The organism is Arthrobacter sp. Y3224198 (assembly GCF_059090025.1).
This window is the reverse complement of sequence record NZ_JBNHFG010000008.1, coordinates 54,958-77,977: the sequence shown is the minus strand read 5'-3', so window position 1 is coordinate 77,977 and position 23,020 is coordinate 54,958. Positions and strand designations below refer to the sequence as shown.

Annotated in this window: 15 protein-coding genes; 4 read left to right on the top strand and 11 right to left on the bottom strand. The window is 65.9% G+C overall.

What is annotated here, in order from left to right; translation table 11 throughout:
- Positions 1-60 precede the first annotated feature (60 nt).
- From AC5RUF_RS06570 to AC5RUF_RS06550, 5 genes are all read right to left on the bottom strand, one after another.
- The gene (locus AC5RUF_RS06570; RefSeq protein WP_493996527.1) at positions 61-786 is read right to left on the bottom strand and encodes an ABC transporter ATP-binding protein; all 726 of its coding nucleotides are present in this window, start codon (positions 784-786) and stop codon (positions 61-63) included.
- A gap of 3 nt (positions 787-789) precedes the next feature.
- Complete coding sequence (locus tag AC5RUF_RS06565; RefSeq protein WP_493996528.1) at positions 790-1,662, bottom strand: ABC transporter permease; 873 nt, start codon at positions 1,660-1,662, stop codon at positions 790-792.
- Between the two features lie 2 nt (positions 1,663-1,664).
- Positions 1,665-3,554 carry a glycosyltransferase gene (locus tag AC5RUF_RS06560; protein WP_494130079.1) on the bottom strand — a complete coding sequence of 630 codons (1,890 nt, stop codon included), beginning with the start codon at positions 3,552-3,554 and terminating at the stop codon, positions 1,665-1,667.
- Between the two features lie 113 nt (positions 3,555-3,667).
- The gene (gene glf / locus AC5RUF_RS06555) at positions 3,668-4,855 is read right to left on the bottom strand and encodes a UDP-galactopyranose mutase (protein ID WP_493996529.1); all 1,188 of its coding nucleotides are present in this window, start codon (positions 4,853-4,855) and stop codon (positions 3,668-3,670) included.
- A 97-nt stretch (positions 4,856-4,952) separates the two neighbouring features.
- Complete coding sequence (locus AC5RUF_RS06550) at positions 4,953-6,962, bottom strand: acyltransferase family protein (RefSeq protein WP_494130053.1); 2,010 nt, start codon at positions 6,960-6,962, stop codon at positions 4,953-4,955.
- A 222-nt stretch (positions 6,963-7,184) separates the two neighbouring features.
- Here AC5RUF_RS06550 and AC5RUF_RS06545 point away from each other — a divergent pair, with 222 nt between their 5' ends.
- A complete protein-coding gene (locus tag AC5RUF_RS06545) occupies positions 7,185-11,243 on the top strand; it encodes an FtsK/SpoIIIE domain-containing protein (RefSeq protein ID WP_494130052.1) in 4,059 nt (1,352 codons plus the stop codon).
- Between the two features lie 33 nt (positions 11,244-11,276).
- Here AC5RUF_RS06545 and AC5RUF_RS06540 read toward each other — a convergent pair whose 3' ends face one another.
- The gene (locus AC5RUF_RS06540; protein WP_494130051.1) at positions 11,277-11,687 is read right to left on the bottom strand and encodes a hypothetical protein; all 411 of its coding nucleotides are present in this window, start codon (positions 11,685-11,687) and stop codon (positions 11,277-11,279) included.
- Positions 11,688-12,038: 351 nt separating this feature from the next.
- Here AC5RUF_RS06540 and AC5RUF_RS06535 point away from each other — a divergent pair, with 351 nt between their 5' ends.
- A complete protein-coding gene (locus tag AC5RUF_RS06535; RefSeq protein ID WP_055239553.1) occupies positions 12,039-12,287 on the top strand; it encodes a WhiB family transcriptional regulator in 249 nt (82 codons plus the stop codon).
- Positions 12,288-12,385: 98 nt separating this feature from the next.
- Here AC5RUF_RS06535 and AC5RUF_RS06530 read toward each other — a convergent pair whose 3' ends face one another.
- The 4 genes from AC5RUF_RS06530 to AC5RUF_RS06515 form a co-directional block, all read right to left on the bottom strand.
- A complete protein-coding gene (locus AC5RUF_RS06530) occupies positions 12,386-13,867 on the bottom strand; it encodes a sensor histidine kinase (protein ID WP_494130050.1) in 1,482 nt (493 codons plus the stop codon).
- A gap of 12 nt (positions 13,868-13,879) precedes the next feature.
- Positions 13,880-18,721 (bottom strand): NAD-glutamate dehydrogenase, encoded by a 4,842-nt coding sequence (locus AC5RUF_RS06525; RefSeq protein WP_494130049.1) that lies wholly within the window; start codon positions 18,719-18,721, stop codon positions 13,880-13,882.
- An 83-nt stretch (positions 18,722-18,804) separates the two neighbouring features.
- Positions 18,805-20,124: a CpaE/TadZ family protein gene (locus AC5RUF_RS06520; protein ID WP_494130048.1), complete on the bottom strand. Its 1,320-nt coding sequence runs from the start codon at positions 20,122-20,124 to the stop codon at positions 18,805-18,807.
- On the bottom strand, positions 20,121-20,789 hold the full coding sequence (locus AC5RUF_RS06515) for a hypothetical protein (RefSeq protein ID WP_493996615.1): 669 nt from the start codon (positions 20,787-20,789) through the stop codon (positions 20,121-20,123). Before AC5RUF_RS06515 ends, AC5RUF_RS06520 begins: the two co-directional genes overlap by 4 nt.
- Before the next feature lie 380 nt (positions 20,790-21,169).
- Here AC5RUF_RS06515 and AC5RUF_RS06510 point away from each other — a divergent pair, with 380 nt between their 5' ends.
- Positions 21,170-21,415 carry a helix-turn-helix domain-containing protein gene (locus AC5RUF_RS06510; RefSeq protein ID WP_493996614.1) on the top strand — a complete coding sequence of 82 codons (246 nt, stop codon included), beginning with the start codon at positions 21,170-21,172 and terminating at the stop codon, positions 21,413-21,415.
- Positions 21,416-21,424: 9 nt separating this feature from the next.
- Here AC5RUF_RS06510 and AC5RUF_RS06505 read toward each other — a convergent pair whose 3' ends face one another.
- Entirely contained in the window at positions 21,425-21,976 is a 552-nt protein-coding gene (locus AC5RUF_RS06505; RefSeq protein ID WP_494130047.1) for a hypothetical protein, read from the bottom strand.
- A gap of 242 nt (positions 21,977-22,218) precedes the next feature.
- Here AC5RUF_RS06505 and AC5RUF_RS06500 point away from each other — a divergent pair, with 242 nt between their 5' ends.
- The gene (locus AC5RUF_RS06500) at positions 22,219-23,019 is read left to right on the top strand and encodes a LysM peptidoglycan-binding domain-containing protein (RefSeq protein WP_494130046.1); all 801 of its coding nucleotides are present in this window, start codon (positions 22,219-22,221) and stop codon (positions 23,017-23,019) included.
- The last annotated feature ends 1 nt before the right edge of the window (position 23,020 follow it).

The following is a 23,020-nucleotide window of genomic DNA, read 5'->3' as shown; positions in this document are numbered from 1 at the left end:
ACTGCGCCCGGTGCCCCTTTCGGGGGGCACCGGGCGCAGTCGTTTAAGGCGCTGTTGCGGCTAGGCCCGCAGGCGGGCGACGACGTCGTCCACCGGCCCGTCCATGATGATCTGGCCGTGCTCAAGCAGCACACCGCGCTTGCAGATCCGGGAGACCAGATCCAGGTCATGGCTGACCACCACAAGGGTTTTGCCTTCCCCCGCCAGTTCCTTGATCTTGTCGATGCACTTTTTCTGGAACGGCTCATCGCCTACGGCCAGGATCTCATCCACCAGGAAGACCTCGGGGTCGGTATGGACCGCCACGGAGAAGGCGAGCCGGAGGTACATACCGGAGGAATAGAACTTCACTTCGGTATCAATGAACTGGCCAATCTCGGAGAATTCGACGATGGAGTCGAACTTCTCGTCGATTTCCTGCTCCGTCATACCCAGGATCGCCCCGTTCAGGTAGACGTTGTCCCGGCCGCTGAGGTCATGATGGAAGCCTGCTCCCACCTCGATCAATCCGGCCACCCGCCCGCGGGTTCCCACGGTGCCGCTGTCGGGACGCATCACACCGGAGATGTGCTTGAGCAACGTGGACTTTCCGGACCCGTTCAGGCCCAGCAAGGCCACGGTCTCCCCCTGCTCGATATCCAGGGAGACGCCCTTGAGCGCATGGAACTTCTCTGAGAGGTCGCCTTTCCGGCCCTTAATGAGCCACACAAAAGCTTCCTTCATGGAGCGGGTATGCCGCAGGACAAACTGCTTGTTGACGTTACGTACTTCAATGGCATTTGCCACGGTTCACAGCTCCTGCGCGAAACGGCCTTCAAGGCGGCGGAAAACGAACTGGCCGAGCAGCAGGACTGCAGCGGAGACGGCCAGGGCAACAGGTATCCACACCGACAGCAGGTGCGGCGGAATAGCCTCGGCACCGTCGGTCGTGGGAAGCCAGAAGGCATAGTGGAACGTCTCCACGCCTACGGTGATCGGGTTCAGCTGGTACAGGTGGAAGAAGGTCTCCCCCAGCTTGCCCTGGACCATCTGCCAGGAATAGAGCACCGGTGAAGCCCAGGTGGCGATCATCAGCAGCATATCGACCAGGTTCTCGGCGTCCCGGAAATAAACGTTGATGGCACCGAACAACAGGCCCAGGCCGGTGGCCAGCAGGGCCACGATGAGGAACCCCGCAACTGCAGCAGCCAATTGGAGCAGCGATGGACGCCACCCGTTGAACAGGCAGGCCACGATCAGGATCACGATCTGCGGGACGAAGTGCACCCCGGAGACCCACACGGATGCCACCGGGAAAAGCTGGCGCGGGAGGTAGATCTTTTTGATCAGCCCCCCGTTTCCGACAATGGAACGGGAGGCGTTGCCCAGTGCTTCAGTGAAGAAGTTGATCAGGACGATGCCGGAGAACAGGTAGATCGCATAGTTGGGCAGCCCGTCAGGATTCCCGGGACTCTGCTCGAGGTTCAGGAAAACGCCGAGGGCAATGTAGAACACGACGAACTGCACGCCGGGTTTCACATAGGACCACAGCAGGCCCAGGATGGAACCGCGGTAGCGGACCTTCAGTTCCTTGGAGACGAGGAGCTTGAGCAGGAAGCGGGACCGGAGGATATCCGCCAGTCCCGCTCCGCGGCCCGGAGTTTCGAGTGCGCCGGTGGACAAGCCTATTTACTCTCTTCCGAGTGCTGGGCGAAGGTCTTCTTCCACGCTTCAAAGGACGTGATCTCAGGAAGCGCCTCACGGTACTGTTCGCTGAGCTTCTGCCAGTTCTTCAGGATTTCGGCGTTCAGCTTGACGGCCTCAGCCAGGAGGACCCGCAGCTGCTTGGGATCACGCTTGTACCAGGAAGCTCCGGTACCCTCGGCGTTGGACACCACTGCACTGTCGTACTGGGACATCCGCCACCACTTGTTGTCCTGGTGGGCAATGTAGGCCTGCGGGTGTTCCAGGCTCGAGGCAGGAACCTTCTTGGTCAGCTGCCGGACCACGGTCTTGGCAGCCCAGGGAATCAGCGTGGCGTAGGACGGGGCGGAGAAGCCCTGCCCGTGCCGCGGCGGCTTATGCATCACAGGGGCTGGGAACGCCTCGGGCTCGGCCTCAATCTGCGAGTCGCTGAAGTCCTTGCTCATCGCCCGGATCTCCGGCAGCTTGCTGGGCAGGATCTCGTGGAGGTGGTCCGGTCCCTTCAACAGGTCCCGCAGGGCCATGACACGTCCCTGGGCAGTGAAGTACTGCATGGAGATCAGGTGCTTGAGGTCAATGTAACCGGTTTCCCGGACCACCCGGCCACCGTGCTCGTACGGGCTGTGGATCAGGGCGGCGATCATGCGGTTGCGCGTGTGGAAGTAGGCCTGCCAGCCCACAAGGTCGTCCTTGTCGATCCAGGAGACATGCCAGACGGCCGCGCCGGGCATGGACACCGTCGGGTAGCCGGCGCTCTTGGCCCGGAGCCCGTATTCGGCATCGTCCCACTTGATGAAGACCGGCAGGGAAAGGCCGATGTCACGGATGACCTGGGTGGGGATCAGGCACATCCACCACCCGTTGTAGTCCACGTCCACGCGGCGGTGCAGCCAGGGGGTGTTACGCAGGTTGGAGCGCACGAAATCGTGGCCCAGGGTCATCTCGTCGTGCGGCCGGTCCGGCTGGAAACGGTAGGGGTTCACCGTCTCGCCGAAAGTGTGCAGCACTGTCCGGTTGTACAGGTCGAACATATGCCCGCCCACGATGGTGGGGGTCTTGCACCGGTCGGCAAAGGTCAGCAGGCGCGAGATGCTCTCGGGTTCCATCACGACGTCGTCGTCCAGCAGGAGGACGTAGTCGCTTCCAGTTTCCACGGCTTCGTACATGCCGCGGGCAAAACCGCCCGAGCCGCCGAGGTTTGCCTGGTTGATGATCCGCAGCTTGCCGCCGAGCATTGCCTCGACTTCGGCAAAGCCCTCGGCGTCGGCGACCTTCTGGGTGCCCTGGTCAACAATCAGGACTTCCTTGACGAAGTCCAGCGCTTCCGGGTTTTCGCCAAGGATCCGCAGGTTGTTGATGCAGAAAGAGGTCTTGTTGAGGGTGGTGATTTCCAGCGTTACGCTCCCGCGCTTCACCGGCTCCCCCGGAGCCTGCCATTCGGCTTCCTCCAGGACGAGGGCTTCGGATCCTGCCACCAGCTCGAACCAATACCAGCCGCCGTCGCCAAAGGGCTTAAGGCTGAGTTCGAATGTGCTGGTGGAGGGAGAATCCACCCGCTGCGTCTGCACGTGCTGCAGCGAGCCGCGGGCGTTGGACTTGTAGACACTGACCGCGCCGGTGCCGGTAGTGCGCACGGAGAGGCGGACCGTATCCAGGTTGGTCCAGCGCCGCCAGTAACTGGCGGGGAACGCATTGAAGTACGTTCCGAAGGACACCCGCTCGCCGGGGCGGACGGAGGTGGAACGGCGGGAAAGGAAATCCTCGGCGTGGACTTCTTTGCCCGGAACAGCTGCGGACTGGGCACGCGAATCCTTGTGCGCGTCGCCGTTCATGGTGGAGAGCTGGACGCCTGTGGCGCTGCCCGTGTCCATGTACAGCGGAACCGTGTCCAGCTGGTCCAGCGACGGAAGGATGACCCGTTGCAGGGATGACCAGGTCTGTTCCTGAACGTCCGTTTTTGCGGCCTGTTCTACGATTGCGTTGCTCACGCGTCTACTCCTCCGCTTTCCAGCTTTGCGCCCCCGGTGAAGTGGGGCTTGATCTTATTGTCGTACATCGACAACGCCGATCCGATCGCCATGTGCATGTCGAGGTACTTGTAGGTGCCCAGCCGGCCGCCGAAGAGGACCGACTTTTCACCCTTCGCCAGGTCGCGGTATGCGAGCAGTTTCGCACGGTCCTCCGCAGTGTTCACGGGGTAATAGGGCTCGTCGCCCTTTTCCGCGAAACGGGAGAATTCACGCATGATCACCGTGGCGTCCTTGGTGTAGTCGCGCTCGGGGTGGAAGTGGCGGAACTCATGGATGCGGGTGTAGGGGACGTCTTCGTCCGGATAGTTCATGACCGATGTGCCCTGGAAGTCCTCGATCGGCAGGACCTCCTCTTCCAGGTCAATGGTGCGCCAGGACAGGTCGCCTTCGGCGTAATCGAAGTAGCGGTCAACCGGACCTGTGTAGATCACGGGAACCTGGCCGAGCGTGTTGCTGCGGGAGAACTCGTGGCCCTCATCGAAGAAATCAGTCTTCAGATGCACCTGGATGTTCGGGTGGTCGGCCATCCGCTCGATCCATGCGGTATAGCCGTCTACCGGCAGTCCCTCGTATTTGTCGTTGAAGTACCGGTTGTCATAGTTGTAGCGCACGGGCAGGCGGCTGATGATCTCGGCCGGGAGGTCCTTGGGATCGGTCTGCCACTGCTTGCCGGTGTAGTACTTGATGAACGCCTCGTACAGCGGGCGGCCGATCAGCGAGATGCCCTTGTCATTGAGGTTCGCGGGGTTGGTGCCGGCCAGCTCCCCGGCCTGTTCCTGGATCAGTGCCCGTGCTTCGCCCGGACCCATCGAGGAGCGGAAGAACTGGTTAATGGTGCCCAGGTTGATGGGCATGGAGTACACCTCGCCCTTGTGGCTGGTGTAGACCTTGTGAACGTAGTTGGTGAACTCGGTGAACCGGTTGACGTACTCCCACACCCGCTCATTGGAGGTGTGGAACAGGTGTGCACCGTAGCGGTGCACCTCGATTCCCGTCTGCGCTTCGTTCTCGCTATAGGCGTTGCCGCCAATGTGGTGCCGGCGGTCCAAAACCGCGACCTTCAGGCCCAGTTCCTTCGCGGCGCGTTCGGCTACGGTCAGGCCGAAAAAGCCGGACCCGACGACGACGAGGTCAACGTTCACATTTACTCCTGTAGATTTCCGATACGCCCATGCGGGCAGGCACCCGACGGTCAAGGTTATCCGAGATTTTGGCGCGGGGCATTCCGGCAGGCTGACATCACCATCCCACTACGTCCAGAAACCGTTGTCCAAACCGGGGTGCCGTGGTCTCCACATAGGTTCGGGTGAGGTGGTTGTTGTCCAGATAAACCCGCACGTTTCCGATGACGGCCGGACACACACCGTCGGGGCAGACGAGGTCATCGAGATCAAGCAGGCCCATCCCCGGAACCAGGTCCCCCATGACGGACAGCGACTCTTCCTCCGTGTTCCGCACACTCAGATAGGGCCGGTTGCATTCCCCGGCGTCGGCCCCGAAGAGTTCGGGGCACAGCCCCATGTCCATGTCGTAGCGGGGGTTGTCCCGGATGCCCACCAACTGGACACCCAGGTTGATGATTTCCTGGGCCGCTCCCGCGAATCCTCCCGGCAGGATTTCGTAGGGCGGCGTTTCGATGGCGTATGTAGCCGTAGTGATAACGGCGTCGGGCTGCAGGTCGGCAATGTATTTCAAGGACTGTTCATTGCGGCCGTTACACTCCTGGTCGTATTCCGCCCGCTCGGACTCGAACTGGCATCCGCCCTTGACCAGGGCGATCAATGCCCAGTTCCGCTCGGCGGATACCGGTGCCAGGGCGGCAAGCCACTGCTGGACGTGGCTGTTGCCGACGGCGACGATGACCTTGTCCGGGTTCTCCGAGGAAACGATTTCCGCGCAGTTGTAGCCCTGGAGTTCACTGGCTCCGGTGGCATACCGTCCGGTGCACCGGCTCTCCAGGCTCACATAGTCCTGCTTGACCGTATCCGCCGTCGGCAGCAGCGGAGCATCCGGGTCGCCCTCAAAGGTGAAATACGGATCCAGCACCGCGGCTCCGGGGTTGTTCCGGTCCGCGCCTGCCAGCAGGCTTTCGGACTGCAGGCGCAGCGAGGTCTGCCAGGAGAAAACAGGCACAGCCACCAGTGCCGCACAGGCGGCAATAACGAGGACGCCGTTCAACGGCCTCCGCCCCGCCCAGTCCATCCGGCGCAGGGGACGTTCGATCAACCGCGTCGTCAGGTGGGCGAGGATCAGCGATACGGCGATAATCGCTGCCCCGGACAATGGTCCGGCGGTTACCCGATCCCGGCTGATCAGGTAGATAACCAGGACCGGCCAGTGCCACAGGTAGAGCGCATACGACATATCACCCATCCGGACCAAGGGCTGCCACGAGAGCAGCCGGTCGGCACCGAAACGGCTGCCTGTCTGCCCGGCAACAATGACCAGAGCCGCGGCAGCCAAGGGCCACAGCGCCACGAATCCGGGGAACTGCCCCTGCACGTCCAGGATGAACCCGCCCGAAAGGATGGCGGCCAGGCCGAGCCATCCGGCGGCCACCCTGAGCCGTCTGCCCGGTTTCAGGTAGGGCAGGGCGAGGGCCAGCAGGGTGCCGAACGCGAACTCCCACAGGCGTGCACGCGTATCGAAGTACGCGAAGGCCTGGTTGCTGTAGGTCTCGTTCACCGAGAACGCCAGCGAGACGGCGAACACACACCCGAAGACCACCAGCACCACGGTTCGGAACCGAAGGTGCGCCGAGCGGGCGATCAGTGCGCAGAACGCAAAGAGCAGGGGCCAGAGAATAAAGACCTGGCCCTGGACCGACAGCGACCAGAAATGCTGGAACGGGCTGGCGCTGCTGTCATCAACGGCATAGTAGTCGACCGAGTCCGCCGCGAGGGCCCAGTTCTGGACGTACAGGAGCGAAGACCATGCCTGTGAAAGGATCTCCGGCCAGCGGTTCCTGGGGACAAAGAGGGCCGTGGCGGCGAGGGTGCCCGTCAGCACTATCGCGGCGGCGGGCAACAGCCGTTTGAATACGTGGAGCCAGTAGGACCGCAGGCTTATGCCGCGACCGTCTTCGACCTTCCGGATGAAGGACAGGGATAGCAGGAAGGCGGAGATCAGAAGGAAAACGTCCACCCCGCCGGACACACGGTTAAACCAGATGTGGTAGATCACGACCATAAGCACGGCAAGGGCGCGGAGTCCTTGGACTTCGGGCCGGTAGGACGGTTTACCGTTCACCGGTTCCCGTTCCCTGCCGGCGTTCAATACTGATTCTGGGTGAGTCACAGATGCCTTTCCCCGGACGGAGTTCCCCCGTGCAGTTTACTGCCCCTTGCCTGCCCGTCCTCCACAGCCCTCTCCCGCCACCGGGTTATCCCGGCACCTGCCGACTGCACGGCGGGCCCGGCAGCCCCGGATTAGCCTTTCTGCCGGCGGCTGACCCTTGTCTGAGGAGGACCCTTGTTGCTTCATGTAACCCTGGCGGAGGCGCCGGGCTGCCGGTCCGCTCAGACCGGCGGGCGGATACCTGACCGGGAGGTGGTCATCAACGCCGGCTCCACGCTGGACGGTGCCGGGGTGGCCGCCCTGCTGGCCGAACGCTACGGTCCGGCGCGCTTCAGCATTGACGGTTCGCCTCTTGATGACCTGGTCCCGGGCCAGGCTCCCTTTGCCAACGGCGCTGTCATCGCGTGTGCCCCCGGTTCCCTGCCTGCCGGCGACCGCAGCGGGTTGCCGCGGCCCGGCGCCAAGGAGGCTCCGCTGCTGCTGGTGGTGTGCAGCGGGCCGGACGCCGGCAACATCATCCCCCTGCAGCGGCGAACGTACTCCATCGGCCGGCTCTCCCCCTCCGGCGCCGGATCACGGATAGGGATCGCGGATCCGGCGCTCTCGCGCAACCATGCCCTGCTGGTGGTCGGAAAGGACTCGGTGCAGCTCCACGACCAGGGGTCGGCCAACGGAACCTGGGTTGACGGCAGGCGTGTCCGTTCGGCTGATGTGGATACCGGCTCGACCCTGGGGTTCGGCTACAGCTCCTGCCGGCTGTCGGTACCGGCGGACTTTGCCGCACCCATCCCCGGCACCGATGATCCCTTCACGCCGCTGGCCGTTCAGCTCCAGGAACAGGGGTCTAAAACGGGCCTGCTGCTGGTCGGCGGACTGCTTCCGCTCGTTATGGGCGTGGTCCTTGCCCTGGTTACGGGCATGTGGATGTTCCTGGCGTTCAGTGCACTGTCCGCCGTAACGGCCGTGCTAGGCGCTGCCGGGGCACGACGCCGCCGCCGGGAGCAGGCACACACCGTTTCCCACGCAGCGGAAGAGGACGCCCGACGGCGGCGGCAGGCGGCGCCGGACGCCGGCTCAATGGCACTAGCCGCCGTCCTGGGACTTGGCGGACCCGCGAACCCCGGCCCGGAAGCGTCCACACCGGGCAGACCGGCGGCAGATTGCCCGGTGCGTATCGGAACCGCTGCCCAGGCCGCAAACCTTCTGCCGGTGCCTGCCCGGCCCCGTTTCGTCCCTCCGGTGACGCCCGATCTGCCGGTGATCCTCCGGCTGGGCAGTGACCGGGACATTTGCCTGCGCGGAGCTGACGGCGGGGCACTGTTCCGGACCATCCTGCTGCAGGCCGCGTCATCACCGGCTGCCGGAACCCGGCTGCATGTTGTCTGCGCCGGCACCCCTGACGGCCTGGAGCCGGATGCGCGGTTCCTGCCCGGCGTCACCCTGGCGGCGTTGCCCGAAGCCGCGCCGGGGGCGGTTACCGCTGCCGCTGCCGGCATAGCCGCCCTGCATGAGGATGTGGGCCCGGGCGACGCCGCCGTGCTGGTCCTGTGCCTGCAGGGCGGCTGGGCGCACTACGGCGGCGATCTCGTTGCGGCCCTGCCCGCCAAGCTGCGTGAGAGCACGAGCCTCATCCGGCTGGGCGGCCCTCCCGCCGGGCTGACGGTCTCCCTGTCCTCGGGCCGCGGCACCGTCACCGGCGGCACCGACCTGTTGGAGTTCGTTCCGGACCTCATACAGGGGACCACCTTCGAACGCCTCAGCAGGGCGCTGGGCACGGCCCGGGCGCAGGACGCGGTGATCCGGGCGGCCCATCCCGTTCCCGGCCGGCTTCCGCCATCGGCCGCCTTCACCGGACACCACCAGCTGGACCCCGAGGTGCTCCTGAGTGCCTGGACCTCGGGCAGCGCTGGTGCCAGGGCTGTTGTCGGGGTTTCGGCGGCCGGTCCGGTGACCCTGGACCTGGTTCGGGACGGTCCCCATTTCCTGGTGGCGGGTACCACCGGTTCCGGCAAATCCGAGTTCCTGCGCAGTTTCGTCGCCTCTCTGGCAGCCAGCCAGCCACCCAGTGCCGTCGCTGTCCTGCTGATCGATTTCAAGGGCGGGGCGGGACTGGGCCCGTTGGTCCGGCTGCCGCATGCTGTGGGACTGCTGACCGATCTGTCCGCCGGGGATGTGTCCCGGGCGCTGGCATCCCTGCGGGCAGAGGTCCGCCGCAGGGAGGCCCTGCTTGCTGATGCCGGGGCGGACAATCTCGACCGATACAATTCCCGCCGGGAGTCCGCCGAAACGCTGCCGCGGCTGGTGGTGGTGGTTGACGAGTTCCGGATGCTGGCGGACGAAGTGCCGGCAGCACTGCAGGAGCTGCTGCGGATTGCGGCCGTGGGACGGTCCCTCGGCCTGCATTTGGTCCTGGCTACGCAACGGCCCCAGGGAGCCGTGACTGCCGACATCCGTGCGAACATTGCGACCAGCATCGCCCTCCGGGTCTCTTCCGCTGCCGAGTCCCGCGACGTCCTCAATTCCGACTGTGCTGCCGGCATTGCCCCGGACCTGCCGGGCCGGGCCTTCGTCAGTAAGGGAGGCGGCCCGCCGTTGGCCTTCCAGAGCGTGTCCACGGCGTTCGGCCAACCCTGCAGCGGGAACCTGCTGATGGAGCTGGACGAATACTTCCGCAGCGGGCAGGTGGCCCCGCCGGCCGACCCCTTGCCCGAAGCGGACGGCTTGGACCGCATTTGCTCGGCCGTCCGCCTGGCGGCGGCACGGGGGTGCTATCCGGAGCCGTTCCACCCCATCGCTCCTCCGCTCCCCCGGACCCTGGCCCCCGGCAGCCTCCCGGGGCACGCGGAGTCCGCCGGACCTTCCTGCGCCGGATCGGTGGTTCTCGGGCTGCTGGACGACCCCGAAAAACAGCAACAGCGCCTCCTGTCGTGGCATCCGGTCCGGGATTCGCATTTGGCCGTCCTCGGTTCACCGCGGTCCGGGGCTGCTGATTGCCTTCAGCTGGCCACTGCGGGGCTGCTCGCAGCCGGACCGGGCAGCCATCTGTACGTCCTGGACTCCGACGGTAGCCTGGCCTGCCTGGCCGACGCCGAACAGACCGGCGCCTATGTCGGGCCGCAGGAGGTGAAACGGGCGGCACGGGTCCTTGCCTACCTCGCCGCCGAAGCAGTGCACAAACGCGGCCGGGCCGATCCAGGCACCCGCGGTCCGGCCGGTGCCTCGGCCGGTCCCGGAATCATCCTGGCCGTCTCCGGCTGGGCACGGTGGTGCGCCGCGTTCCGCAGCGGGCGGGGCCTCACTGGCGAAGAGGACCTGGCAGACATCATCCGGGACGGAGAACATGCCGGCGTCTGCGTAGTCATTACGGGCGACCGGGAGCTGTTCAATTCCCGGTGCTTTCCGTTAATCCCCAACCGCGTATTATTCCCCGCCGATGCCACGCCGGAAACTCTCCTGCTCTGGCCCCGGCTGCCGTCCATGGACCGGGTCAGGGGACGTGCCCTGGCACAGGGACGGATCGCCACCGGGGACGGACTGGTGGCCCAGATCTACACCGCGGACCCGGACCCGGTGCGGCGGGCCGGTGACGGGGCATTCCCCGGCCTACCGCCGGGATGCGCTCCTCCGCACCGGATAGCGCCCCTTCCGGCGCTGGTGCAGCCCGAACACCTGTCCCCGGCCGGCGGTGCCGACTATCTGCCCGTGGGTGTCGGCGGGGATGAACTGGAGACCGTCATGGCGCGGATACCGCGGGGATCGGTTTTCCTGGTTGCCGGGCCCCGGGGGTCCGGGCGCACGTCCTTCCTGCGGCAGCTGGAACGGGCCGCGGATGGCTCCCTGCACTGCCGCTGGGCAACAGCTGGGGAGGAGCTCGATGTAGGCCGGCCTGCGGGGTCCGGGGCGGTTGATCCCCCGGCCGGCAACTTGCTGGTCCTCGTGGACGATGCCGATCTGCTGCCGCAATCCGTTCACCGGCAGCTTGCCGGCCTCCACGCCCGGGGCGCCAGGCTGGTGTTGGCTGCCGTATCCGGGCCGCAACTGACGGCGCGCGTTCCACTGGCTCTGCAGGTCCGTTCCGACCCCTTGGGCGCACTCCTGCGGCCGTTGTCCCCCGCGGACGGTGACATCTTTGGAATCCGGGTGGATCCGGGTGCCCGGCGGCCGCCGGGAAGGTGCTTCCTGGTCGACGGCGCGGAGTCCGTGGAAGCCCAGACCGCCTGGGCCGGCGGGTGATACGCCGCGGCGGCCTAAGCCTTCCGGCCCAAGTCAGAGGGTCTTGTCGGTCATGCGGGTGGTATGCGCCAGGACAGGCTTGGTGAACAACAGCAGCAGGACTGCAGCAGCGGGCAGGAGCATCGCGAGACCGGCAGCTGTCGGTCCGGCCTGCAGTGTGGGAACGGCAATGATCACCACAAAGAACTGCCAGACCATTGCGGCCGCGCGGGTCCACCGGTAGCCCCGGAAAAAGAAATGTCCCACCACCAGCAGCCAAACTGCAACGGCTACCGCGAAGAGCATGGTGAAGACCGCACCGCCCATCGACAACGGCGTGGATGTGGCCAACCCGTAGCCATACCAGCCGGCGAAGGCGAGAAGGCCCAGCGCCTCAAGCACGAGGGCAGCGGAGATGACCAGGACTGCGGGTGGACGGGTCGGAGCATTTCGGGGTGTTGACACATTGGCAGAATACCGGAGATAGTCTGTGCCAAGGCGCTTGTCCGGTTCTTTCCAGGCCCGTTCCCACACCGTGCACCTGCCGGCGGGGAACGGCTTCGGCGCCCCATCCGGGCCCTTGGCGCAATCCGCACAGGACCGGCATCTCCCCGGTACAAAACGGGCCTACTGTGATGCATCCCTCAGCCCTGTGGCCATAATTTCCGGTTGTTACCCCTTGTTTGCTTTGGCCCGACGTGCCACGCTAGATACAGGGAAATCAGGGGCCGAGACCGGCCCCTTTAGTTTGTAGTTGCTCGTGAATGTTTTCACAAACATGTAGGAGACAACTCTTCAGAGGAGATAGTGATCAACATGGATTGGCGGAGCCGCGCAGCTTGCCTGGATAAAGATCCGGAGCTTTTCTTTCCCGTGGGCAATACCGGCCCGGCCCTTCTTCAGATTGAAGAAGCCAAGAGCGTTTGCCGTCGGTGCCCGGTGATCGATACCTGCCTGCAGTGGGCCATTGAGACCGGCCAGGATGCAGGCGTTTGGGGCGGCATGAGCGAGGATGAGCGCCGCGCGCTGAAGCGCCGAGCCGCCCGCGCACGCCGGGCCTCCTAACAAGGACTTCCTGCCGGTGAGCCGGCGTCGGAAAGGGCCGTTGCCACATGTGGCAACGGCCCTTTCCCGTACCCGGGCTCCGATGCCGGCCGGATCGGTCAGGTGCGGCGGTACTCGGTGTCCAGGCCCATTTCAATGGTGACTTCGGTACCCCCGCCGACACCCGCGGACCACTCGATGGTCCCGTCGAGTTCACTTTGGACCAGGGTGCGGACAATCTGCAGTCCCAGTCCCTCCCGGCGCGGTTCGGGCGGAAGGCCCACGCCGTCGTCGGACACCGTGACCGTCAGGCGCTCCTCGCGCCCGGCAGGCCCGTGCCGCCGGGCCGTCAGCCCCACCGTCCCGCGGCGTCCGGCCAGTCCGTGTTCGACGGCGTTGGTTACCAGTTCATTAATGACCAGGGCCAGCGGGGTGGCGAGGTCGCTGGGCAGTTCACCGAAGGAACCCTCCCGCCGCGTCCGTACTTCCTGGCTGGGCGAGGCCACTTCTGCGGACATCCGGAACTGCCGGTCGATCAGCTCGTCGAAGTCCACATTCTGGGTCAGGCCCTGGGACAGCGTTTCGTGGACCAGCGCAATGGTGGAAACACGCCGCATTGCCTGCGCCAGCCCCTGTTTCCCTTCATCACTCTCCATGCGCCGGGACTGCATGCGCAGCAGCGCAGCAACGGTCTGGAGGTTGTTCTTCACCCGGTGATGGATCTCCCGGATGGTGGCGTCCTTGGAGACCAGCTCCATTTCGCGGCGGCGCAGCTCGGACACATCACGGCACAGCACCAGGGCACCGAAGCGTTCCTTTTCATCCCGCAGCGGGATGGCGCGCAGTGACAGGCTGACGCCCCGGGACTCGATTTCGGTCCGCCACGGCATCCGTCCGGTCACCACCAGCGGCAGTGTTTCATCCACCATGCGCCGGTCCTTGAGCAGTGCGGTGGTGATCTCCGCCAGCGACCTGCCTTCCAGTGTTTCCATGTCCCCCAGCCGGCGGAACGCGGATACACCGTTGGGGCTGGCGTACTGCACGATCCCTTCGGCATCGAGCCGGATCAGCCCGTCCCCGACGCGCGGGGCTCCGCGGCGCGAACCGGTGGGGGTGGCAAAGTCAGGCCAGAGACCCAGCGTCCCCATCCGCAGGAGGTCATAGGCGCACTGCCGGTAGGTCAGCTCCAGGCGCGAGGGCATCCTCGAACTGGAAAGATCCATGTGCGAGGTCACCACCGCGAGGGTGCGGCCGTTGCGGACAAACGGGATGGCTTCCACCCGCATGGCCGTCTCGGCGGTCCAGCTGGTCTCGCTGGACCGCTCGATGTGCTGGCTGCGCCATGCGGCGTCGACCAGCGGCAACAGGTCCGCCCGGATCCGCTCCCCCACAAAGTCGCTGTGGAAGACCGTGTGCGACGTCGACGGGCGCGCATGCGCCAGCGCCACGTAGCCGCCGTCGGGCACCGGGAACCACAGTGCCAGGTCTGCGAATGCGAGATCGGCTACCAGCTGCCAGTCCCCCACCAGCAGGTGGAGCCATTCGGCGTCCCCGGGACCGAAGTCGGCGTGGTCCTTGATCGGATCAGTAAAAATTGCCACCTGGACTCCGGACTAGCGACGAACGATGGAACGCAGCAGGCGCAGGGCCACCGAGAGCGAAGCCATGTCGTCCTGCTCGAGGCGGTTCACCTCGTTGAACATCTTGGTGGCGCGCTGCAGATGATCTGCGTTCTCCTTCTCCCAGACCTCGACCCGTTCCAGCGGATCCGCCCCGGACATCTCCTCAGTGGCTTCCAGCGCTGCGGTGGTCATGTCCGCCGCGGTCGAGTACAGGTCATCGCGCAGCGCGGCACGGGCCAGCGCCTGCCAGCGGTCCTCGCGGGGCAGCTTGGTGATCCGCTCCAGCAGATCATCAATGCCGTACCGGTCGTAGACCGCGTAGTAGACGGCGGCAACTTCCGTGGCCGAAACCCTGGCTGCCAGGCTCACCCGGGCGACATCGAGCAGGCCGAAGGATTCGAACTGCTCGGCCCAGTAACTGCCCAGCTCCTTCGGGATGTCCAGTTCGCGTGCTTTCTCCTGCAGTGCTTCCACGCGCTTGGCGTCACCGCCGCGCAGGTAGCGGGTCAGATCGGAAAGCAGCGGCCGGACCACCGGCTTGAAGGCCTCGATGTCCTCGTCGATGGTGGTTCCGCGGCCCACGTGGTTGACGAACCAACGCACCGCGCGGTCCAGCAGCCGGCGCAGGTCCAGGTGCATCATGGACCAGGTCTGCGTGGAGAAGCCTGCCGGCAGGCTGCCCAGTTCGGCCAGCACCTTGTCCACTCCGTAGATCTCGCGCAGCGCCGTGAAGGCGCGTGCCGCCTCCGCCTCTGTGGCGGAGGTTTCCTCGATGATCCGGAACGCAAAGGTGATGCCGCCGATGTTGATCATGTCGTTGGCGACCATGGTGGAGATGATTTCGCGGCGCAGCGGATGGGTATCGAGCTGGTCCCCGAAACGCTCCACGATCTGCTTCGGGAAGTACCGCCGCAGGGTACCGGCGAAGTAGGGGTCATCGGCGAGGTTCGAGCGGGTCAGGGCCTTGGTCAGTTCGATCTTGGCGTAGGCAGCCAACACCGCCAGTTCGGGCGAGGTCAATCCTTCCCCGGCCGCGATCCGTGCATGCAGTTCCTCATTGGTGGGCAGCGCCTCCAGCTGCCGGTCCAGGTCTGCGTGCTCCTCCAACCAGTCCATCAGCCGCTCGAAGCTGGGGCTCCATTCCAGGACCCGCTGCCGGTCATTGAGCAGCAGCATGTTCTGGTCGATGTTGTCCTGCAGGACCAGCTGGCCCACCTCATCGGTCATGGAGTGCAGGAACGCGGCGCGCTCGGCAGGGTCCAGCCGTCCGGCAGCGACCATCCGGTCCACGAAGATCTTGATGTTCACCTCGTGGTCGGAGCAGTCGACGCCGGCCGAGTTGTCAATGGCGTCGGTGTTCAGGATGACGCCGGAGCGGGCGGCTTCGATGCGGCCGCGCTGCGTCATGCCCAGGTTGCCGCCTTCACCGACCACCTTGACCCGCAGGTCGCGTCCGTCCACGCGGATCGCGTCGTTGGCCTTGTCGCCCACATCGGCGGAGGTTTCGCCGGAGGCCTTCACATAGGTGCCGATACCGCCGTTGTAAAGCAGGTCAGCCGGCGCCTTCAGGATGGCCTTGAGCAGTTCCGGCGGGCTCATTTTGGTGACGGTATCCGCCAGGCCCAGGACTTCACGGACTTCCGGCGAGAGCGGGATGCTCTTGGACTGCCGGGGGAAGATCCCGCCGCCGGCGCTGATCAGCGACTCGTCGTAGTCCGCCCAGGAAGACCGCGGCAGCTCGAAGAGCCGGCGGCGCTCGGCGTGCGAGGCTGCCGGGTCGGGGTTGGGGTCCAGGAAGATGTGCCGGTGGTCGAAGGCGGCCACGAGCTTGATGTGTTCGGACAGCAGCATGCCGTTGCCGAACACGTCTCCGCTCATGTCCCCCACGCCCACCACGGTGAAGTCCTCGGCCTGGGTGTCGATGCCCAGTTCGCTGAAGTGCCGCTTGACCGATTCCCAGGCCCCGCGGGCCGTGATGCCCATGGCCTTGTGGTCATATCCGACGGATCCGCCCGAGGCGAAGGCGTCACCCAGCCAGAAGCCGTATTCGGCGGAGATGGAGTTGGCGATGTCCGAGAACGACGCCGTGCCCTTGTCTGCGGCCACCACCAGGTAGCTGTCGTCGCCGTCGTGGCGGACGACCCGCTCGGGCGGGACCACTTCCTCGCCGGTTTCGGTGACGATCAGGTTGTCGGTCAGGTCCAGCAGGCCGCGGATGAAGGTGCGGTAGCTGTTCTTGCCTTCTTCCATCCATGCGCCGCGGTCCACTGAGGGGTCAGGCAGCTTCTTCGCGTAAAAGCCGCCCTTGGCACCGGTGGGGACAATCACGGCGTTCTTGACGGTCTGTGCCTTCACCAGACCCAGGATCTCGGTGCGGAAGTCCTCGCGCCGGTCGGACCAGCGCAGCCCGCCGCGGGCCACCTCGCCGAAACGCAGGTGCACGCCTTCCACCCGGGGGGAGTACACCCAGATTTCATACTTCGGACGCGGGAACGGGGCGCCGTCGATGGCCCCGGTGTTCAGTTTGAAGCTGACGTAGGCCTTGTCCTGGTAGAAGTTGGTCCGCAGGGTGGCATTGATCAGGGTCGCGAAGGTCCGCAGCACCCGGTCGGCGTCCAAGGTGGGCACCTTCTCCAGCCCGGCGTCGAGGGCGGCGGCCGCCTTTTCGACGGCGCCGTTGCGTTCCTCATCGCCGAGGTCGGGATTGAAACGGCCTTCGAACAGCGCAATCAGCGCGTGGGCGACGTCGGGGTTGCCCAGCAGTGTTCCGGCGACGAATCCGTAGGAGTTGGCGGTACCGACCTGGCGCATGTACTTGGCATAGGCGCGGAGGATGACCACCTGGCGCCAGGGCAGTCCCTGCTGCAGGATCAGCCGGTCGAAGGCATCGGACTCCGCGGTGCCGGACATGCCCGCACGGAATGCTTCCGCCAGGAGCGTGCCGGTTGCCACCGGATCGATGCCTGCCGGGTACACCAGGCCCAGGTCATAGAGGTGGAAGGTGGTGCCGTCGCTCCGCCTGATCTCGAACGGACGTTCGTCCAGGACTTCCAGGCCGAGGTTGTGCAGGAACGGCAGGATCTGGGTGAGCGACTTCGGTTCGGTGAGGTACAGCTTGAGCCGGGCATCCTCGTGAGCGTCGCCGTCGCTGCCTGCGGGGACGTAGACAAAGAGTTCGGGCGCCGTGTCGGGCCGTGCCACCCGGGCCTCGAAGCGGGCAATGTCCTCGAGGGCATCCTCCACCTCATAGGCCACCCGGTAGGTTGCCGGGAAGGCATCGGACCACAGGGCGGAGAGCTTCTCCGCCTCGGGCCGTGCGAACTTACTGCGGACCACTTCCTCGATGCCCTCGCCCCAGGAGCGGGTGGCCTTGACCAGCCGTGCCTCCAGGGCTGCGGTATCCACCTCGGTGATTTCCTCGCCGCGCGGCAGGCGGATGCGGAAGAACAGCCGGGCCAGTGCGGACTCGGTCATCCGGGCTTCGTAGTCAATGGACTCCGCGTTGAAGGTGGCCTTCAGTTCGTCCTGGATGCGGAGCCGGACCGGTGTGGTGTAGCGGTCGCGGGGCAGGAACACGAGCGCGGACATAAACCGGCCGTAGATATCCGGCCGCAGGAAGAGGCGGGTACGGCGGCGTTCCTGCAGCCGCAGGATGGCCAACGAGGTGTCCAGCAGCATTCCGGGATCGATCTGGAACAGCTCGTCGCGCGGATAGGTCTCCAGGATGGACAGCAGGTCCTTCCCCGAGTGCGAGTCGGCCGGGAAGCCGCAGTTGCGCATCACGTCGCGGACCTTGTCCCGGACAATCGGGATGCTGCGGACGGAGCCCGTGTACGCGCCGGTCGCGAACAGGCCGATGAACCGGCGTTCCCCGTTCACGTTGCCCTGCTCGTCAAAGCGCTTCACGCCGAGGTAATCAAGGTACGCCGGGCGGTGCACGGTGGACCGAGAGTTGGCCTTGGTGATGACCAGGGCCCGCTTTTCGCGGGCCTTCGCACGCCCGGCCCCGGTGAGGCGGTGGATCCGCCGGGAGGAGGAGTGCCGGCCCAGCAGCCCCAGCCCGCTGCCCTCGGTGGGGCGCAGGGCGTCTTCGCCGTCCTCGGTGATCAGGTCATATTCGCGGTAGCCCAGGAAAGTGAAGTTGCCGTTGTCCAGCCAGGTCAGCAGTTCCCGGGCCTGCTGGAGATCGGGAATATCGCGGGCACCGGGCACGGTCTCCAGGGACCGCGCAATGTCGTGGACCTTGGCGCGCATGGCCGGCCAGTCGGAAACGGCGACACGGACATCGCCGAGCACCTTCTGCAGGCCGTCAACGAGTTCGGTCCGCTTGCCGTCCTCGGCAATCCTGGCTACTTCGACGGCAATCCAGGATTCCACCTTGGTGGTGCCCGCGTTGCCGCCCAGCAGATCGGCCAGGTTCGGCAGCGCTGCGGTGTCACCGCTGGACACGCCGGCGGCCGCGGGAACGCGCCGGACCTGCTGCAGTTCGCCGGTACGCGGATCCCGGGTGGCCAGGAAGATGGGGTGGACCACCAGCCGGATGGCGGCGTTGCGGCGCACCACCTCTGCGGTGACGGAATCCACGAGGAAGGGCATGTCGTCGGTGACGATCAGGATGACACTGGTGTCCCCCTGGTCCACCACATCCACGGCCGCGGTGCCCTCGGCGCGGGTCATGGCGAGTTCCATGTGTTTCCGGGCCCGCTCCCGCAGGACCGACGGCGGATATGCCTGCGCATCTTCACGCGCCAGGTGCTCGTAGTAGTTCCCGATGAATTCATCCAGGGAAGTGTCCGAACTGAAAAGATCCGCGATGCTGGATCCTGACGACATGTAATACGCCTCCGATAGTACTTACGTCCGGCTGCCCCGTTGCAGCCTCCTCATATCGAGCCTAGCCGTGAATGCGTGAAAGGTCACTTTGCGCTCCGGACGCGCCGCCGGGGCCGGCTGCGGCCTGCCTGGACACCGGCCAGCTCCGCGATGGCGGCCCTGAGCACCGATGCGGGAGCTGTTTCCAGCAGTGCCGTCCCGGAGAGCAAAGCGGCATCGGCGGCGTCGTAGTCGGCGGGCAGCAACGCGGTGATCTCCGGACCCGGACCGAACCGCTCCCACGCACCGCGCAGCTGGTTCTCCGGATGCCTGCCGACGGCCGAGGCACGGACCTTGTTGAGCACTACGCGGGGCTGCGCCGCAGGCACCGCCGAGGACAGTTCCGTGAGTGCCCGGACGAGCCTGGGCACTCCCACCGAATCGGCGGATCCGACAGCGTAGACGGTGTCCGCGGCTTCCAGCAGCATCAGGGTGGCAGCGTTGCGCCGCGGCGCTATGGTGTCAAAACTCAGTTCCTCGTCGTTTTCGAGGGAGAATCCGCAGTCGATGACGGTCTCATCCGCCATGCGCCGTGCCGCGTCAAGCACGCCGGCGAGCGCCGCCGGACGCAGTTCCACCCACCGGTCCGGCCGGGTAATGCCGGTGAGCACCGACAGGCGGTGCCCCTTCAAAGCCACACCGGCGCAGAGCCGCTGCAGCGCGCCGTCGTCGAGCATCCCCTGGTCTGCAAGCCGGCAGGCCTGGGCCAGCCCGGCGGATTCATCCAGCAGCCCGAGGCTTACGGCCACGCTCGAGCCATAGGTGTCCGCATCTATCAGCAGGACATTCCGTCCGGCGGCTGCTGCTTCGGCCGCCAAATTCACGGCCAGCGTGGTCCGGCCAGGCGAGCCGGCCGGTCCCCAGACGGCGGTGACGGATCCGTTGCGGGCATTCGGCACGGCCGGAATTCCGCTTCCCGGCGCTGTATTCCCGGGGTGCCGTATCCCGGCGTCGAAAGCGGCCGCCGGATCGGCCAGGGACAGCCCTGGCGCCGCACCGCCACCGTCCGGCGCACGGTCGAGGGCCAGCACCGCCGCGGCAATGAGTCCGGCAAGGGCCTGCGCTGTCACGGTCCCGGGCGCGTTGCTGATCCCCATGGCGTCCAGCCGCTGCCGCAGGAGGGGATCGTCGGCGAGCGCCACCAGTGCAACTCCGGCCGTTCCCAGCCGTTCGGCCAGGACGGCGGTGAGGTCGGCGGCGTCGCCGGTTACGACGGCGGCACGAACGATGCCGGTTTGGGAGACCGCCACCAATTCCGTCAGTTCCGCACACCTGCGGACCACGGTGACGGGTCCCTGCAGGCGCTCCAGCCCGTCGAGGACGCCGGCGGTGGCGGCGCCCACAGTGGCTACGGGAATGTTCACTTGCCCGGGGCGGGATTGGAGACCACGGTGATCTTCGCCTGGTTGGACAGTGCGCTGAGGAGCAGCGGCAGGTCGGAGTTATCCACCAGTACCAGCAGTTCCGTGCTCCGGCTGGCTCCCAGGGCGGACTCCGAAACGGTGAGCTCGGATATTTCCGCCGCCTCGATCAGCTGCTTCGGTTCGTCGAAGCCGTTTTTCGCATTGGGCATGGCCGCCCAGATGTCCACCCGGCTACCGGTGCTTGTCCTGGCCGGCAACGGATCCTCCACGCGCAGCCCGACGGGCTTTCGGTCCAGTGAGCCGGGGTCTGCCAACGCGGACCGTGCCAGCAGCTCCCCTTCCCGCAGGACGGTCCCGGCCACGGCGCCGGGCGGCACTCCCCCGGCGACGGTGAGATAGTGCTGTTCCGTTCCGCCCAGCCGTACGGGGACGGCGACCAGGTCCTCCCCGCTGATGGGGCTGCCGGGGGGAATGTCATGCTGCACCGCATAGACCTCGGTGGTCTTGTCTGCGCTGTCCACCAGGGTGACGACACCGGCCACCGATCCAAGTACCAGCAGGATGCCCAGCAGGAGGCGGGGATCCCGCCAGGACGGCTTGCGGAGCCGTGCCGCCGGCGCGGCGTGGACAGTGCTGCCGGTGCGGTCAAGTGTCCGCCCGCTCACGCGTGGGCCCGTACTGTGTGCCGGACTCTGTCCCGAACCTTGTAGCCGACTCTGCACCGGACTGCCGGTGCTGCGCTGACCGGCACCGTGCCCGGTAACGCCAAGAACAACCTGTCCATGCTCCTCCGTTCCCCCCGCCCTGTTCCCGCCTGTTTCCCGCTTCTTTTTCGCTTCTCCCTCCTCTTCCAAGGTGGGATGAAACTACCCGCAGGAGAACAATGGAGTCATTGTGGAGTACCTGCACCGGGAAGAAAACCGTGGCCCCGGAACGGAGCGCTAACTGTGGATAACCCCGGCGGGGGTTTCTGCTGATGCCAGACTGGGGCTGCTGGTATAGAACGGGTGCAAACCGCAGTGGTGCGGTGCGAAAGGTGAGTGCCGTGGGCGATAAGAGATTCCTGACGCTGGCCGATGTCGCCGAGGTACTGAATATCTCCTCCTCGCAGACGTACGCCCTGGTCCGCAGCGGCGAACTGCCCGCCATCCAGATAGGCGGCCGGGGCCAGTGGCGGGTGGAGGCGCAGCAACTCGAGGAATACATTTCGCGGGCCTACCGGAAATCCGCTGCAGCGGTCCGCCAAGGTATCCCGGTGGAGGAAAACGCCGACAGCGCACCTGGAACGTAGCCGGCCCGGTCAGGCGCGCGAGAAGACAGCCGCAACAGACGCCGTCGGAACGACGTACACAGCCGTAACGCTGCCGTTGCGCCGTGCCTGGCCGTCCGGGACTGCTGCCAGTTCCAGGAAATCGCTGCCAACCCGGTCAATAGTCCCGTGCAAGGCGTTCTCTGCCAAGGCGCCGCCGCACCGAAGGGTTACCGTACGGCGGTCCCGGGCGATGCTCCGGAGCGCCGATGCCAAGCCCAGACGCACTCTCCCCGCATGCCCGGCGGCGTAGCGGTCCATTCCCTTGATGGAAACGACGTGCGGCAGGACGGCCAGCGTCTGTCCTCGGTTGTCTTCCAGCGCAACCCACCCGTTGCCCGACTGCTGCAGCGTGCCCTCCACCGTGCCCGCCAAACCCAGGTCGAACACGAGGTGCTTGCCGTGCTGGCTGCGAAGCCTGTCCTGGAGGCTGACCGCCCCTAGTTCAATCCGCACCCGCTCTGAAATCTCGCTCTCGGCTTCTATGACACCCGATGCGGCCATCTGAGCTTCCATGTCCCTGAACAGGGCATCCCATCGCATCGGCCAAGGCTAGTACCCACCGGCACCGTCCGGCCACTCTGGACACGCATCAGAGCGAAGTGTAGACACGTCCATCACACGGACCAGACAAGCACCAAGACAGCTCAATTCCCACTAACTGGCAGAACCATAGCCAAACGACAAATAAACACGACAAACGACATCAATCGCAGCAAACCGTGATCCATCGAAAGCCGCATTGCGGGAAGCTCACAAGCGCCTGCGGGTATAGGGAGAGTGCAATGACAGCCAATAGCTCCGGCCAGCGTTCAGACGCACTGCTGACTGCCGGTGTCGTCCTGTGCGGAGGCGCCCTCCTGTGGTGCGGAGCCCGGCTCCTCCCCTCCGCCGCGGCCGCCGGAGGGGACCTGCTGGCATTCACGAACCGTTCAGCCGGGCCCGCCCCATCCTCGGTACTGATCCTTATGACGGGATTTGCTGCCGCGGCAGCCGGAGTCATGCTGACCCTTTGGTGGGTCGCCGGGGCCCTGTGTGTGCTCACCGGTTACCTGTTGCACCGCATCGGCTTCCATACCGCAGGATCCCGGGCCCTGTCCCTGGCTCCAGGCCCACTGCGCCGCATATCGGCGGCAACACTCGGACTGTCGCTTGCGGCGGGCATCCCGGCCCAGGCTGCCACCGCATCCGGGCTCCAGGCTCCGCCGGCAGCGGCCGCCCTTCCGGTTGCCGCCCTTCCGGTGATACCTCCGGCCAATGCAGGCATTGCCGCCGGCCCGGGAGAATCCGGCGCTTCAGCCGACACAGCAGAGGAGGAGAGCATCTCCCCGCTGTGGCGTCCACTCCCTCCCCAGCCTGCCGGAAGCAACCTCGTCACCGGGACTCCCCTGCGGAATACGAACGAGATGGTTGTCACGGCCGGCGATACGCTCTGGTCCCTGGCCGGGCAGCAGCTGGGTCCGCTGGCCACCGACGCCGAAATAGCAGCTCTTTGGCCCCGCTGGTATGAGCTCAACCGGCAAACCATCGGCCCCGATCCGGGATTGATCCATCCGGGCCAGGTGTTGTCGGTGCCGCCGCCCTGAA

Coding starts and splice junctions, on each gene's coding strand:
- AC5RUF_RS06560 (WP_494130079.1), bottom strand. CDS start 3,554: ATGGACACGGGCAGCGCCACAGGCGTCCAGCTCTCCACCATGAACGGC.
- AC5RUF_RS06535 (WP_055239553.1), top strand. CDS start 12,039: ATGGATTGGCGGAGCCGCGCAGCTTGCCTGGATAAAGATCCGGAGCTT.
- AC5RUF_RS06525 (WP_494130049.1), bottom strand. CDS start 18,721: ATGTCGTCAGGATCCAGCATCGCGGATCTTTTCAGTTCGGACACTTCC.
- AC5RUF_RS06505 (WP_494130047.1), bottom strand. CDS start 21,976: ATGCGATGGGATGCCCTGTTCAGGGACATGGAAGCTCAGATGGCCGCA.
- AC5RUF_RS06500 (WP_494130046.1), top strand. CDS start 22,219: ATGACAGCCAATAGCTCCGGCCAGCGTTCAGACGCACTGCTGACTGCC.